10 protein-coding genes are annotated in these 13,851 nt (G+C 57.8%); 1 reads left to right on the top strand and 9 read right to left on the bottom strand.

Going from position 1 to position 13,851, the window contains the following annotated elements:
* Window positions 1-76 precede the first annotated feature (76 nt).
* From L6758_RS03110 to ftsY, 9 genes are all read right to left on the bottom strand, one after another.
* Window positions 77-1,792 (bottom strand): ABC transporter family substrate-binding protein, encoded by a 1,716-nt coding sequence (locus tag L6758_RS03110; RefSeq protein ID WP_237205807.1) that lies wholly within the window; start codon window positions 1,790-1,792, stop codon window positions 77-79.
* A gap of 331 nt (window positions 1,793-2,123) precedes the next feature.
* A complete protein-coding gene (locus tag L6758_RS03115) occupies window positions 2,124-3,839 on the bottom strand; it encodes an ABC transporter family substrate-binding protein (protein WP_237194156.1) in 1,716 nt (571 codons plus the stop codon).
* Between the two features lie 76 nt (window positions 3,840-3,915).
* Window positions 3,916-5,991 carry a dipeptide ABC transporter ATP-binding protein gene (locus L6758_RS03120; protein WP_237205808.1) on the bottom strand — a complete coding sequence of 692 codons (2,076 nt, stop codon included), beginning with the start codon at window positions 5,989-5,991 and terminating at the stop codon, window positions 3,916-3,918.
* Window positions 5,992-6,966 (bottom strand): ABC transporter permease, encoded by a 975-nt coding sequence (locus tag L6758_RS03125; protein WP_237198595.1) that lies wholly within the window; start codon window positions 6,964-6,966, stop codon window positions 5,992-5,994.
* A complete protein-coding gene (locus L6758_RS03130) occupies window positions 6,963-7,949 on the bottom strand; it encodes an ABC transporter permease (RefSeq protein ID WP_237205809.1) in 987 nt (328 codons plus the stop codon). Before L6758_RS03130 ends, L6758_RS03125 begins: the two co-directional genes overlap by 4 nt.
* Window positions 7,950-8,360: 411 nt before the next feature.
* Window positions 8,361-9,191, bottom strand: coding sequence for an exodeoxyribonuclease III (locus L6758_RS03135; RefSeq protein WP_237205810.1), 831 nt, complete (start codon window positions 9,189-9,191; stop codon window positions 8,361-8,363).
* A gap of 146 nt (window positions 9,192-9,337) precedes the next feature.
* A complete protein-coding gene (locus tag L6758_RS03140; RefSeq protein ID WP_237205811.1) occupies window positions 9,338-9,676 on the bottom strand; it encodes a P-II family nitrogen regulator in 339 nt (112 codons plus the stop codon).
* 14 nt (window positions 9,677-9,690) lie between these two features.
* Entirely contained in the window at window positions 9,691-10,947 is a 1,257-nt protein-coding gene (locus tag L6758_RS03145) for an ammonium transporter (RefSeq protein ID WP_237205812.1), read from the bottom strand.
* A 285-nt stretch (window positions 10,948-11,232) separates the two neighbouring features.
* Window positions 11,233-12,336 (bottom strand): signal recognition particle-docking protein FtsY, encoded by a 1,104-nt coding sequence (gene ftsY / locus L6758_RS03150; RefSeq protein ID WP_185174532.1) that lies wholly within the window; start codon window positions 12,334-12,336, stop codon window positions 11,233-11,235.
* Window positions 12,337-12,491: 155 nt separating this feature from the next.
* Here ftsY and L6758_RS03155 point away from each other — a divergent pair, with 155 nt between their 5' ends.
* On the top strand, window positions 12,492-13,850 hold the full coding sequence (locus L6758_RS03155) for an MFS transporter (RefSeq protein ID WP_237205813.1): 1,359 nt from the start codon (window positions 12,492-12,494) through the stop codon (window positions 13,848-13,850).
* Window position 13,851: the final 1 nt, after the last annotated feature.

Genomic DNA, 13,851 nt, shown 5'->3' on the forward strand with positions numbered 1-13,851 from the left:
CTGTTTCGACACTTTCGCCGGTTTTCCACGGCTAAACCGTAGAAAACCGGCGAAAAAGTTGAATTCAGAGGTGGGATTACTCCTTGACCCAGCCTGCGTTAATGTAGGCGGACGGGTTGGCGTAGGGGCGCGCAAAGAGGAAGGCACCATAGTTGGCCAGGTTGGTCTTACAGAACCAGATTTCGGGGCCGTTGATGATGGGAATCATGGTGGCAACCTCAGCCATATGCTTCTTCTCAATTTCGTTGGATAGGGCGTTGCGCTCTTCCATTGATTCGATGGTACGCAGGCGTTCGCACATCTCATCAATTTCGTCGGTGCCGATGCCGTTGTAGGTGGCTGAGTGGTAGAAGTACTCTGCTGAACCTGAGGCGTCTTCACCCAGGATGCCGTAGCCGGAGAAGGTCACGTCGTATTCCTTGTTACCGATGACGGTGGAGAAGTTTGCGTCGGGCTGGTTATCGATAGTGCATTCGATGTCGGCGGCCTTCATCTGCTGCACAATGGTCTGGGCAGTGGCTGACGCTACCGGGTCATCACCAAAGGTGGTGATGGCAAACTTTGCGTTACCACTTGAGTTAGCCAGGTATTCACCGTTTTCGCTGTACCCTGCATCGGTCAGGATCTTCTTGGCTGCTTCTACGCCGGTTTCTGCCGGGTAGTTGTCCTGGTAGTCGGTGGCGAAGGGCATGAGCATCATGGAGCCGGGTACTTCTTCGGTCCAGTTCAGGCCGTTGAAGCGGACGGCTGCAATGGCCTGGCGGTCGATAGCGGCAAAGATTGCGCGGCGCAGAGCGGTATCGGTGAGTCGCTCAGGGTTGATAACCAGGCCACCGGCGTACAGGTTCTGGCCGCGGCGGGGCTCAGCACCGCTGGTGCCATCAAGATCGTTGTAGGCGGTCAGGCTGTTTGCGGTCACCGCATCGATTTCGCCGTTGCGGAAGGCCGCACGGGCTGCGGAGGCTTCCATCTGGCGGAAAGTAATACGCTCGAGCAGGGGCTTCTCGCCCCACCAGTTCTCGTTGGGCACAACGGTGAGAACCTTCTGGGCAGAGTCCCAGTTATCGACCTTGTAGGGGCCAGAGAGGTAATCGTTGTTGATGGTATCGAGCAGGCCGTCATTGAAAATTGCAGGATCCTCCATGGCGGGGTGTACCAGGCCGGTACCGAAGAGACCCTCGATGGGGTAGTAGGGTTCGGTCATGGTGATTTTCACCGAGAAAGCGTCGCCATCTTCTTCGATGGAGGCGATGTGAGCGTAAACGCCGGGATCTACGATGTTGTAGCCCTCTTCGGTGAGAGTCTTGTGGGTAACCTGCAGGGCCTTGACGTCCACGGGGGTACCGTCATTAAATTTCGCCTCGGGGTTGAGCTTGATGGAAATGGTCTGTACGCCGTCAGTTTCGCTAGCTTCGTAAGAGGTGCAGTAGTCGGTGTTGACGCTGTATTCGCCGAGAGCATTGGTCTTCCAGAGGCCGCTAACGGTGGCGGTGTTAACAGCTGCCATGACGTTGAGGTTACTGGTGGTGTAGCCGGTTTGGGTGGCTACGTTAAAGTTGGGGCCCAGGGTGGATACGGCGAGGTTAAGGACGCCGCCGGTCTGCAGGTCTGCGCGGTCGCGTTCGTTGATGGCGACGAGCTTTGAAATGTCGTCGCCGCTGGTAAGGGCTGAGCCAGTTTCGGCACTTGATGTATTGCTGTTACCGCCGCAGGCTGCGAGTAGGCCGGTCATGCCAGCTAGGCCGGAAACCAGGAAGAAGGACCTGCGGTTGAGGTTAATACGAGCAGTCATGATGCCATCCTTAGATAAGCAGAACTTAATGTTCGCCACACCTTTTGTGTGATTGAGACTACCCTAGCAGGCAACTCATGCCATAGAAACGTTTCTTCAACCTACATTTCACATAATGGCACGACAAGCGCTGAGCATTTCTATCAGAATTAGATTAGAATATCTAAATATTTCTAATTTGCTCAGTTTTTGCATGACAGTTCCCCAGACAAGAGCCTAAAATCACTAATATTTTGGAGCGGATATAAAAATCTTGCCCCACCACCTTTGAAAAGGTGGTGGGGCAAGCTATCAGTTCTTATCTATTGGTCTAGGACCGTTACTACGAAGACTAGTCCTTCATCCAGCCCACACGAGCCCAGAGGTGCGGGTTCGCAGAGGGGCCACCAAACATAGCAGCTCCGTAGTTGGCCAGCTTGGTCTTGCAGTAGTAGATATCGGGGCCGTTGAAGACAGTGCCAAGAGTTGCAAACTCAGCCATGAATTTCTTTTCGATTTCGTTGCACTTAGCGTTACGTTCAGCGTCGTCCTCAATCTTTTCCATCTCGGCAATCATGGCGTCGATTTCCTCGGAGCCAGCAGCACCGTCAAGGTTGGATGAGTGGTAGAACTGGCGGGTTGCTGTGGTTGCATCTGAACCGACGGAGAAGCCCGAGAAGGTCATGTCGTATTCCATGTTGCCCACAACCGATGCAAAGTTTGCATCGGGCTGCTGGTCGATGGAGCACTCGATACCGATGGCCTTCATCTGTTCAACCATGGTCTGAGCCAAAGCAGCTGACCCGGGGTCATCACCGAAGTTGGTCACGCGGAAGCTAGCGTTTGTGCCGTCCTTAGCGTAGTAATCGCCATTCTTGGTATAGCCAGCATCTTCCAGAATCTTCTGGGCGGCCTCGACACCGCGCTCTTCAGGGTAGTTGTCCTGGTAGTACTCAGAGTTGGGCAGCAGGAGCATAGAGCCCGGAGTCTCTTCGGTCCAGTTCAGACCCTGGAAGCGGATATCTGAAAGTGCCTTGCGGTCGGTACCTGCAAAGATAGCGCGGCGCAGGGCGATATCCTGAATACGGGCGGGGTTGAGGTTCAGACCGCCGGAGAAGAGACGCAGGGAGCGGCGGGGCTCGGCATCAGCGGTGCCTTCAACGTCCTTATAAGCAGCCAAGGTGCGGGCACCCACGGCATCGATCTCGCCGTTGCGGAAAGCTGCTCGGGCCGCAGTAGCCTCCATCTGGCGGAAGGTAATACGCTCCAGCAGGGGCTTGGTGCCCCACCAGCCCTCGTTGGGCACAACAGAAAGACGCTTTTCTGCTGAGTTCCACTCTTCCAGCTTGAAGGGGCCAACGCCGTAGTCCGGGTTGGGGTTATCGGCCCAACCTTCATTGAAGACCTCGGCATCTGCCATGGCAGGGTGAAGCAGGGTACCAAAGAGGCTTTCAGCCGGGTAGTAGGGCTGCGACATAGTCACAACTGCGGAGAAGGCATCGCCATCCTCCTCAATTGACTCAACGAACTCGTACATCCCCGAGGTAACAATGTTGTAGTCACCCTCGGTGGACTTGAAGACGTTCCATGAGGTACGCAGAGACTCGATATCGATGGGGGTGCCATCGTTGAACTTAGCGTTGGGGTTGAGCTTCACACGAATGGTCTGTACGCCATCGACGGTTTCTGACTCATAGGATTCACAGAAGTCGGGGTTAACGCTGGGGTTACCTTCAAAATCTGACTGCCAGATGCCGCTGGTCATCGAGGTGTGGAAGGTTGAGAGAACGAAGCTGTTATCTGCTGAGTTACCATTCTGGGAGGTGATGTTGAAGTCAGGCCCCAGTGAACTAACGGGCAGGTTCAGCACACCGCCAGTCTGCAGGTTAGCCACATCCTGCTCATTGATTTCGACCTTGACCTCATCACCGGCTGCCGCCATGCTGGCAGATGCTGCGCTAGTGGTGTTGCCACCAGAACCACCACAGGCAGTGAGCAGGCCAGTGGTTCCCAGGATGCCGGTACCCCAGAGTAGGGTACGGCGGTTCAGAACTACGTTCTTGTTCATTCTCTCTTCTCCTTTGTAAAGAGGATAGCCCGAAGCCGGGCTTTAAGTGATGCCGACTACATACTATACAAGTAATTTAGCTCATAGCAACTTCGTGTTCAGGATAATGACAGGCGTATTTATGATCCTCACTTGCCACGCTCAATACGGGGACGTTTTCGGTACAGTTCTTCTGCTTGTCTTCGGGAAGTAGCTTGAAGATGGGGCAGCGAGTAGCGAAAGCACAGCCCTCCGGTGCGTTGACGGGGGTGGGTAGGTCACCTTCCAACACAATACGCTGACGATTGGCCTCCACCTCGGGGTCGGGCACGGGAATAGCAGAGAGCAGAGCCCTGGTGTAGGGGTGCACGGGGTTATCAAAGACCTCGTCCACATCACCAATCTCAACCACACGCCCCAGGTACATCACAGCCACCCGGTCAGAGGCGTGGCGCACCACGGCCAAATCGTGTGCCACCATCAGGTAGCTCAGACCCAACTCCACCCGTAGCTGCTCCAGCAGGTTGATGACGCCAGCCTGAACCGATACGTCGAGAGCCGAGACTGGCTCGTCAAGAGCCACCAGTTTGGGATTAACAGCGAGCGCACGGGCGATACCGATACGCTGGCGCTGGCCGCCGGAGAACTGGTTGGGGAAGCGGTTGACGTGGTCGGGTTGCAGCCCGACGGTCTTCATCAGTTCAAGCACACGCTTCTTGATGTCTTTGACGGCCCAGCCCTGGTTTTGCAGGGGCTCAGCCAGAATTTCGTAGACGGTAAAGCGGGGGTCTAGTGCACCCGTTGGGTCCTGGAAAACCATCTGCTGGTTCTTGCGCAGGGCGTTGAGTTCGGAACCGCGCAGACCCTGCTTATTGGAGACACCAGCGATGACGATTTCACCGTCGATATCCTTGGAGAATTCCATGATTTCAAGCAGGGTGGTGGTCTTACCGCAGCCGGACTCACCTACAATCGAGAAGCACTCGCCCTCACGGATATCGAAGCTAACGCCGTTGACTGCCTTGACGGTGCCCACACGGCGCTTGATGAGGGCGCCCTTGGTGAGGGGGAAGAATTTTTTGACGTCCTTTACCTCAAGCACGCTGGCGCGCTCTTCGCGGGGTACGCCGTCGAGGGCGGAGACCGGGATAGAGGGTACGGGGAACATCTGTTCAGGACGTTCGTTGACGAACTTTTCTGCATACAGGCAGGCTGAGCGGTGGTTCTCGCCAGTACCTGCAATGAGCTTGAGCTCAGGCTCTTCGGTGAGGCAGGCGTCCGTAGCTACCGGGCAGCGGGCTGCAAAGGAGCAGCCCACCACAGGCTTGAGCAGGTTGGGCGGGGTTCCCTCAATCGGCACCAGGGAGGTCTTTTCCTTACGGTCCACGCGGGGAACAGCACCCAGTAGGCCGATGGTGTAGGGCATGGAGGGCTTCTTGTAGAGGTCGGCAGCTGCGGCGTGTTCCACTGCCCTGCCGGCGTACATGACCATGATTTCGTCAGCCATACCAGCCACGATTCCCAGGTCGTGGGTAATCATGATGGTGGCAGCACCGGTCTCCTCTTGAGCCTTCTGCATGACTTCAAGAACCTGAGCCTGGATGGTGACGTCTAGCGCGGTGGTGGGCTCGTCGGCAATCAACACGCGCGGCTCGTTCGCAATAGCCATTGCAATCATGACGCGCTGGCGCATACCGCCCGAGAACTCGTGGGGGAAGGACTTGAGGCGGCTCTCAGGGGAAGGAATACCTACCAAACGCAAAAGTTCGATAGAGCGGGCCTGAATAGCCTTTTCGCTCATGCCCTTATTGTGGGCCTTGAGTACCTCAGCCAGCTGGTGGCCGATAGTGAAGACCGGGGTCAGCGATGATAGCGGATCCTGGAAAACCATGGAAATCTCTTTGCCACGGTAGTCGCACATCTGCTTGTCGCTCATACCCAGCAACTCGGTGCCGTTGTACTTGATAGAGCCGGTGATATCTGCGGTGGTAGGGTGCAGACCCATGATAGCCATAGAGGCAACCGACTTACCCGAGCCGGATTCACCCACGATGCCGAGTGTCTTGCCCGCGTACAGGTCGAAGTCAATGCCGCGCACCGCGTGCACAATACCGTTTTCAGTATTGAACTTTACGTTGAGGTCTCGGACGCTCAGTACTGGTGTAGTGCTCATTTACTTCTTCTTTTTCTTAACTTTGCCAACGGACAGGGAGGTGGGATCGAAGGCGTCACGCAAGCCGTCATTCATCAGGGCCAGGGGGCCAACCAGCAGGAAGAAGAACAGCAACGGAATCCAGAACATCCAGGGCAGGGTATTGATCTGGCTTGAAGCCTGGGCAATGAGTGACCCCAGTGAGAAGTTGGGGTATTTCACGCCGATACCGATGAAGGTATACGACACTTCAGCCAGAATCGCAGCGGTGATGCCGCGGGTAAATTCAAGGACCATCAGTGACCCGATGTTAGGTACCAGGTGACGCCAGACAATCTTGAGGGGGTGCACACCCATATAGCGGGCTGCCTTGACGTAGTCACGAGAAATCAGCGACATGGCCATGGCTCGAATGACACGGGCTGTGTACATCCAGCTGAAGATTAGGAGCACAATGGTCAGAATGAGCCAGCCAGGCAGGTTATCGCGGATAGCCTGGCCGCCGGCACCGTTGATGACGATAGCCACAACCAGCAGGCTGGGTGCCATAATCAGGGTTTCAAGAACGAACAGCATGGTCTTGTCAATCTTGCTGCCGAAGTAGGCCATGATGCAGCCGTAAATAGCGGCGAAAATGACGGATACACCACCCACAATCAGACCGATAAAGACCGAGGTACGCACCGCTTCAACCATCTGAGCATAGAGGTCGGTACCTGCACTGGTAGTACCAAACCAGTGTTCGGCGCTGGGGCCGGTGGAGATGTAGAAGGGGTCAATAGTAGTGGTGTCCCATTTAGATAGGAAGCCGCCAAAAAGGCCGAAAGCTATCACCAGCAGCAGAACGACTAGGCCAAAAACCGCGGTTTTATTGCGCATAAAGCGGCGGAAGATAATCTTCTTCTTGCTAATAATCTCGAAATCGGCATTGGTCTGGTCGACCCGGGTGATGATGCCAGTGAGGTTGTTGTGATCGATGGAAGGTGAATTACTCATGAGATCCTCACTCGGGGATCGACAATGGTGGTGGCGATATCAGCGATAATCGCACCAACTGCGAAGATGAAGGAACCGTAAGCCAGGGTGGCTACCGCCGCGTTGACGTCCTGAGCACCAATTGCCTGGACCGACCAAAGACCGATACCGGGCCAGGCGAAAATGGCCTCAGCAAAGAAGCCACCGGTAAAGATCGCAGGGACGGTATAGGCGATGGACTGGGCTACCGGAATGAAGGAGACACGCAGAGCGTGGCGGCGGATAGCCTGGTTGCGGGTCAAGCCTTTAGCACGAGCAGTTCGGACGAAGTCAGCGTTGACGCTGTCGAGCAGATACTGGCGCTGGGCAATCTGATACCCGCCCCAGCTCATAATCGTGATACAAAACGTAGGTACGACGTAGTGGGCTGCCAAGTCCACCCAGTACTCGAAGCTGCCCGGTGTGAGACCTGGCGAGGAGATGCCAGTCACAAAGAAGATGCGCTCCCCCGCGGCATTATTGATGGCAACAGCACCGAGCTGCACCAGGAAGTAGGCAATGGGAGCAGGCAGGATGTAGACCAGGTAGGAGTAGCCGGTAATCACGCGGTCTGAGAACTTGTACTGACGGGCTGCCGAGTAAACGCCCAGTGCCACGCCGATGACGAGAGAAAGAATGACGGCTACCAGGTAGAGGCGGGTCGATACCCAAACGCGCTGACCGAACTCAGAGTTGATGTAGGCGCCGTTGGGGCTTCGCCCCCAGTCCCAGTGAAGAACAACGTTGGATAACCACTGGATGTAACGCTCCCAGGCGCTCATTGAAGGGTCGAGGTTAAGGGCAGCGAAGTTACGCTGAATTTGTTCGGGCGAGGGGCGGGGAATGCGTTCCTGTTCTAGCAGGGCGGGGTTCAGGGAGGTGACGGCGAGAAAGTAGCCACCGGTCGTCGTTAAGAAGATCATGACGACGTAGATAGCCACTCGCCTCAACAGATACTTGATCATGAGGCGAACTCTTTCTGAGAAACGATCATTGTGTGTGAGCCTTTACAGATACTGTCGGGCTTGTGATTCCCAACATATACTGACGTATTGAGTTGAGTATATTTAGTCGCTTGCGCCACAGCAAGTTGGCCAACACGCCCCATTTGTCGCAGGCAGTGCCCTTGAAACACAGGAGAAACAAATCATCCATGAGAATTCCTGTAATACCGCGGGAGTTTCGCCCCGTCCGCACCTTCAGCCCCCAATACTGAAGTGTTTGGTTGGTGAAAGGTTTAAAAACATTAAACACTTTCCCACGTTCTCTCGCATATTAATTGAGTATTTGTTCAACAATCATCGGGGATAAAGCAACCCGAGGTCCCTTCATATCAAAGAGGCCTCGGGCAACTGAGTAAGTTATGTTATTTGTCTTTAGGCTAGGTTGATGTCCAGCAGAATCGGGGTGTGATCCTGGCGCGGGCCTGAGTCAATCATTTCTGAGGCTCGCACCCTATCGGCAATGCGGTTGGAAACCAGCCAGTAGTCAATGCGCCAGCCGGTGTTGTTAATCTTTGAGGTACGGGACCGCTGGGCCCACCAGGTGTAGGCACCGGTGACGTCCCCGTGCATATGGCGGAAGGTGTCGGTAAAACCCCGGGAGAGAATATGGGTAAAGCCCTCGCGCTCTTCGTCGGTGAAGCCGGGTGAGCGGCGGTTAGCCTTAGGGTTGGCCAGGTCAATTTCGGTGTGGGCAACGTTGAAGTCACCGGTTGCAAGCACGGGCTTGGAGGCGTCCAGGCCGGCAAGGTAATCGGCGTAGAGGCGGTCCCAGGCTTGGCGGTCAGGCAGGCGGCGCAGCCCGTCTGAAGCGTTGGGGGTGTAGACCTGGGTGACGTAGAAGTCCTCAAATTCCAGGGTAATCATGCGCCCTTCGGCATCCATGGTGGTGGGGGCAGAGAGGCGGGGGTAGGTGACGGTGGGCTCTAGCTCCTGCTTGTAGAGGAACATGGTGCCCGCATAGCCCTTGCGGGCGGGTTCGTCGGAAGATACCCAGGCGATCTTGTAATCGGGGAAGTAGGTGTGGAGGGCTTCGAGATGTTTCTTGGTGGGTCCCTTGGCTGAAAGCTTGGTTTCTTGGAGGGCAAGGACGTCGGGGTTCAGCAGGGCGATGGAGGCAAAGACATCGCGAGAGAGCAGGGCACGGGCCGACTCACTGGTGAGTGCAGCATTGAGTGAATCAACATTCCAGGAGACAAGTTTCATGCCCTCTAGTCTACCCGGCGCTCCCCCGCCGCCGTCCTCATCTCCATGCTTACCCCTTCCCTGCCAGCGCTCCAGGCTAGACCGCAAAAGGTAAGGGCAGACCCACGAAACCGTGGGTCTGCCCTAGATCTGTAGGACGCTTGTGTTTAGATGGCGGAGACGCCGCGTTCTCCGGTACGGACCCGCACCACCTCGTCCACGCTGCTCACCCAGATTTTGCCGTCCCCGGCGCTGCCGGTGTTAGCGGTGGCGATGATCAAGTCGATGATGTCCTCCGCCCGATCAAGGTCAGCCAGGATTTCCAGTCGAATTTTAGGAATCAGGCGAATGTCGTATTCCTTGCCGCGGTAGACCTCTACGTGTCCGTGCTGGCGTCCGTAACCCTGGGCTTCTGAGACCGTCATCCCGTCGACCCCAAAGTTTTCGAGGGCCTGGCGGATGTCGTCAAATTTTTCGGGCTGAATCAAAGCGGTAATGAGTTTCATGGCGTGAACTCCCTCTAGTTTTTAGCGAAGGCACCGGAGGTACCACTCGACATGGCGTAGGCGGTTTCGGCGTGCTGGGCCAGGTCGATACCCTGGATCTCCTGCTTCTCGCTGACCCGGAAGCCCATGGTGCGGTGAATCGGGATCACAATCAGCAGGGTCACAACCGCGCAGTAGGCCATAGAAATCAGGGTTGCGACGGTCTGTGTGACCAGCAGGCCTAGACCGCCACCGTAGAAGAGACCTGCGGTTCCGGTGGCCGGGGTTGCGATAAAACCGAGGGCCAGGGTGCCGATGAGGCCGGAGACCAGGTGCACACCCACTACGTCAAGAGAATCGTCGTAGCCGAAGCGGTACTTGAGGCCCACAGCCCAGCCTGAGGCGATACCCGAGATAAAGCCCAGGGCTAGGGCGCCAACCGGGTCAACGTTGGCGCAGGCCGGGGTGATGGCTACCAGGCCAGAGACCAGGCCGGACGCCGCACCCAGGGAGGTCACGTGGCCGTCGCGGATTCGTTCAAGCAGGGCCCAGCCGAGCATGGCAGCTGCCGGGGCGGCAAGGGTGTTGACCCAGATCAGACCTGCCTGGGCGCCGTCCGCAGCAGCCCCCACGTTGAAGCCGAACCAGCCAAACCAGAGGATAGCTGCACCCAGCATGACCAGGGGCAGGGAGTGGGGGCGCTGGTTGGGGTCTTCCCCAAAGCCCTTGCGAGCGCCCAGTACCAGGGCCAGGATTAGACCGGCGACGCCGGCGTTGATGTGAATGACCAGGCCGCCTGCAAAGTCGATGGCTTCGCCGAACATAGCCCCGATGAAGCCCTCTTCACCGAAAAGGCCGCCGCCCCACACCATGAAGGCCAGGGGGCAGTAGACCAGGGTGAGCCAGAGGGGCACAAAGATGCACCAGGCCCCGAAGCGGGCGCGGTCTGCAATAGACCCTGAGATGATAGCCACCGCGATGATAGCGAAGGTGGAGCTGAAGGCTACCGAGAGGAGGTTGGTGCCGCCGTCCGCAAGCGTAGCTGATAGGCCAAAATCGTTGAAGGGTGAGCCGACGATGTCGTGGATGAGGGCATCTCCCCCGCTCATGCTGTAGCCCCACAGCACCCAGCACACGCCGACGAGACCCATTGAGATGACCGACATCATCATCATGTTGAGTGCTGACTTGGCTCGCGTCATACCGCTGTAGAAGAGAGCGAGACCCGGTGTCATGAACAGAACAAGTGCCGCGGCGACCACGGTCCAAACATCACTGGCGGTGAGTTCCATGCCTGTTACCCCTTTCAAAACCCGTATAGAAAACCTGTGTGCCGGTAGACCGGCTCTTGGTGTGTTGACAGGTTCTATTGTTCTCTGCGCGTGTTTCGGTTGCTTGCGCGTGGAGTTTCGCTCCGGTTACAGGTGTCCTCCCCGTGTTGCGGGTATGAAAACAGGGGTTACGGGGGTGTTTCGGGCAGTAACGGGCAGGTTACCGGCGCTCTAGGTGGACATGAAAAAACCGGGGGAACTGTTTGAAACAGTTCCCCCGGCTCCTCGATGAACTCGGGCTGCGCCTTAGTCGAGGAGGGCGTCAACGAAGGCACCGGGCTCGAAGGGTGCCAGGTCGTCGGGGCCTTCGCCCAGGCCGATGAGCTTGACGGGCACGCCCAGCTCTTCCTGGATAGCGACCACGATGCCGCCCTTGGCTGAGCCGTCGAGCTTGGTCAGCACGATGCCGGTAATCTGAACGACCTCGGAGAAGACCTTGGCCTGGATCATGCCGTTCTGGCCGGTGGTGGCGTCAATGACCAGGAGCACCTCGGTGACCGGGGCTTCTTTCTCGACCACGCGCTTGATTTTGCCCAGCTGGTCCATCAGGCCGGCCTTGTTCTGCAGGCGTCCGGCGGTGTCAATCATGACGGTATCGACGCCGCGGGCCTTGCCCTCGCGGATAGCCTCGAAGGCAACGGAAGCCGGGTCGGCGCCGTCCTTATCGGAGCGGACGGTGTCGACCCCTACGCGATCGCCCCAGGTCTGGAGCTGGTCGGCAGCTGCCGCGCGGAAGGTGTCGGCGGCACCCAGCAGGAGGTTCTTCTCTTCAGCGACCATCACGCGGGCCAGCTTGCCCACGGTAGTGGTCTTACCCACGCCGTTTACACCGACGACCAGCACGACGCCGGGGTTGCCGTCGGCACCGTCCAATGCCAGGGAGCGGTCGGTATCTTCACCCACGATTGAAAGAAGCTCCTCACGCAGCATCTGCTTGACGTGGGCGGGATTCTCAGTGCCCTCCACGCGCACACGCTGCTGCAGGGCCTCCACCAGGCGGGCCGAGGGCTCAGCACCCAGGTCTGCCAGGAGCAGGGTCTCTTCGACCTCGTCCCAGACGTCCTGGTCAATCTTGTCGCGGGACAGCAGGGCCAGCAGGCCCTTGCCCAACAGGTTGTTAGAGCGGGAGAGTCGGGCGCGCAGACGCACCAGACGGCCCTGGGCGGACGCCGGACGCTCGATAGTAGTGACCGGCCCGTCAGCGCTATCTGCGGGGAGGTCATCGGCATCGCGGGTGCCCTCGTAGCCTTCCTTAGGGGCCTTAGGGCCGCGCAGCAGAACCGCGAGCACGCCACCTAGAATCAGCACACCGAGAAGTATGTACACAATGAGAGTTAGAGAATCATTCACCCTTCTAGCTTGCCATATTCTCCCCGCCCCATACAGCCCCAGCGATGGGAGTAGAATGCACTTCTGCACACTGCCACCCCACACCGGCGGGCATTGTGAGCTAAGATACTTTTCAGACAGATACACGCAGCATAGAAGCAGCAGAGCACAAGCGCATGAGCAACCACATCCCCACCCCCTCCATGGACACCGGGGCCATCCCCATCATCCCCGAATCCGTACGGCAGGAAAGCCGCAACCAAAAGCCCCACACCAAAGAAACCGTCAAGGTGCCGACCCAAATCAAGGTCCTGATTGCGGCCTCATTCCTCATTGCCCTCGGCTACGGCCTGGTCGCCCCCGTGCTCCCCGGCTTTGCCCGTAGCTTCGATGTGGGAGCCATGGCAGCGACCTTCGTTGTCTCAGCCTTCGCCCTCTCGCGCCTGGCTTTCGCGCCGGCGTCCGGACGCCTCATCTCCCGCTTCGGCGAGCGCCGCATCTACTCGGCGGGCCTCATTATTGTGGGACTGGGATCCATTGGAGCCGGACTTTCAGTTAACTACCCCATGCTCATTGCCTCCCGCATTGTCGGTGGCACCGGCTCCGTCATGTTTACCGTGGCCGCCATGGGCATCTTGGTGCGCAACTCACCCCCGACGATTCGGGGTAAGGTCTCGGGCTACTTTGCTACGTCCTTCCTGCTGGGCAATATTTTGGGGCCCGTGCTGGGGGCAGCGGCCTCGTCCCTGGGTATGCGGGTACCCTTCTTTGTCTATGCGGCAATGCTCCTGTGTGCTGCCCTGGTAGTGCTCACCCAGCTCAAGGACGAGCCGCAAGAGGTCAACCTCAACACCCAGGGTATCGCCGTACCCAAGCCCGAACTCAAGCTAGCCGACGCCCTGAAGTTCACCAACTTCAAAGCAGCCCTCGTGACCAACCTGGCGGTAGGGTGGAGCGTCTTCGGCCTACAGTCCACCGTAGTTCCCCTCGCCGCCGTAGCCCTCCTAGCTAGCCTGCACGCCGGTGAAGCCGGCTACGATGCCGCCGCTGCCGGAGCCAAGCTGGCAGGTTTCACCCTGGCAACCTACGCAGCCGGTAACGCCCTAATCCAGATTTACTCGGGCAAAATGGGCGATAAGATTGGCCGCCGCCCCATGGTCTTTTCCGGGCTGATTCTGGCAGGTATCGTCACCATCGTCTTTGGCCTGATTACCAACCCGGTTGTCTTTGTGGGGGCAGCCGTACTTCTGGGCATTGCTTCGGCCCTGCTCGGCCCCTCCCTGCAGGCTGCTGTATCAGATATTGTGGGCAACAAGCGCTCCGGTGGCCAGCCCCTGGCCTACTACCAGATGGTCTCAGACATCGGCCTGATCGTCGGCCCGCTCGTAGCTGGCTTTATCATCGACGCCTGGGGCTTCTTCCCCGCCTTTATCGTGGCCGGCGCTCTGCTTCTTCTTGCGGCTATTGGCTGGTTCCCCGGCTACCGCCCCAAGTTCCCGGCAGACATAGCTGACGAAGGCTACACCGGCAAGTAGC

Source organism: Rothia nasimurium (assembly GCF_928382285.1).
In the GTDB taxonomy this organism is placed as follows: Bacteria; Actinomycetota; Actinomycetes; order Actinomycetales; family Micrococcaceae; genus Rothia; species Rothia nasimurium_E.

What these genes read in the sequence shown, in the direction of transcription:
- L6758_RS03110 (WP_237205807.1), bottom strand. Translation starts at nt 1,792, where the DNA reads ATGACTGCTCGTATTAACCTCAACCGCAGGTCCTTCTTCCTGGTTTCC.
- L6758_RS03115 (WP_237194156.1), bottom strand. Translation starts at nt 3,839, where the DNA reads ATGAACAAGAACGTAGTTCTGAACCGCCGTACCCTACTCTGGGGTACC.
- L6758_RS03120 (WP_237205808.1), bottom strand. Translation starts at nt 5,991, where the DNA reads ATGAGCACTACACCAGTACTGAGCGTCCGAGACCTCAACGTAAAGTTC.
- L6758_RS03125 (WP_237198595.1), bottom strand. Translation starts at nt 6,966, where the DNA reads ATGAGTAATTCACCTTCCATCGATCACAACAACCTCACTGGCATCATC.
- L6758_RS03130 (WP_237205809.1), bottom strand. Translation starts at nt 7,949, where the DNA reads ATGATCAAGTATCTGTTGAGGCGAGTGGCTATCTACGTCGTCATGATC.
- L6758_RS03135 (WP_237205810.1), bottom strand. Translation starts at nt 9,191, where the DNA reads ATGAAACTTGTCTCCTGGAATGTTGATTCACTCAATGCTGCACTCACC.
- L6758_RS03140 (WP_237205811.1), bottom strand. Translation starts at nt 9,676, where the DNA reads ATGAAACTCATTACCGCTTTGATTCAGCCCGAAAAATTTGACGACATC.
- L6758_RS03145 (WP_237205812.1), bottom strand. Translation starts at nt 10,947, where the DNA reads ATGGAACTCACCGCCAGTGATGTTTGGACCGTGGTCGCCGCGGCACTT.
- L6758_RS03155 (WP_237205813.1), top strand. Translation starts at nt 12,492, where the DNA reads ATGAGCAACCACATCCCCACCCCCTCCATGGACACCGGGGCCATCCCC.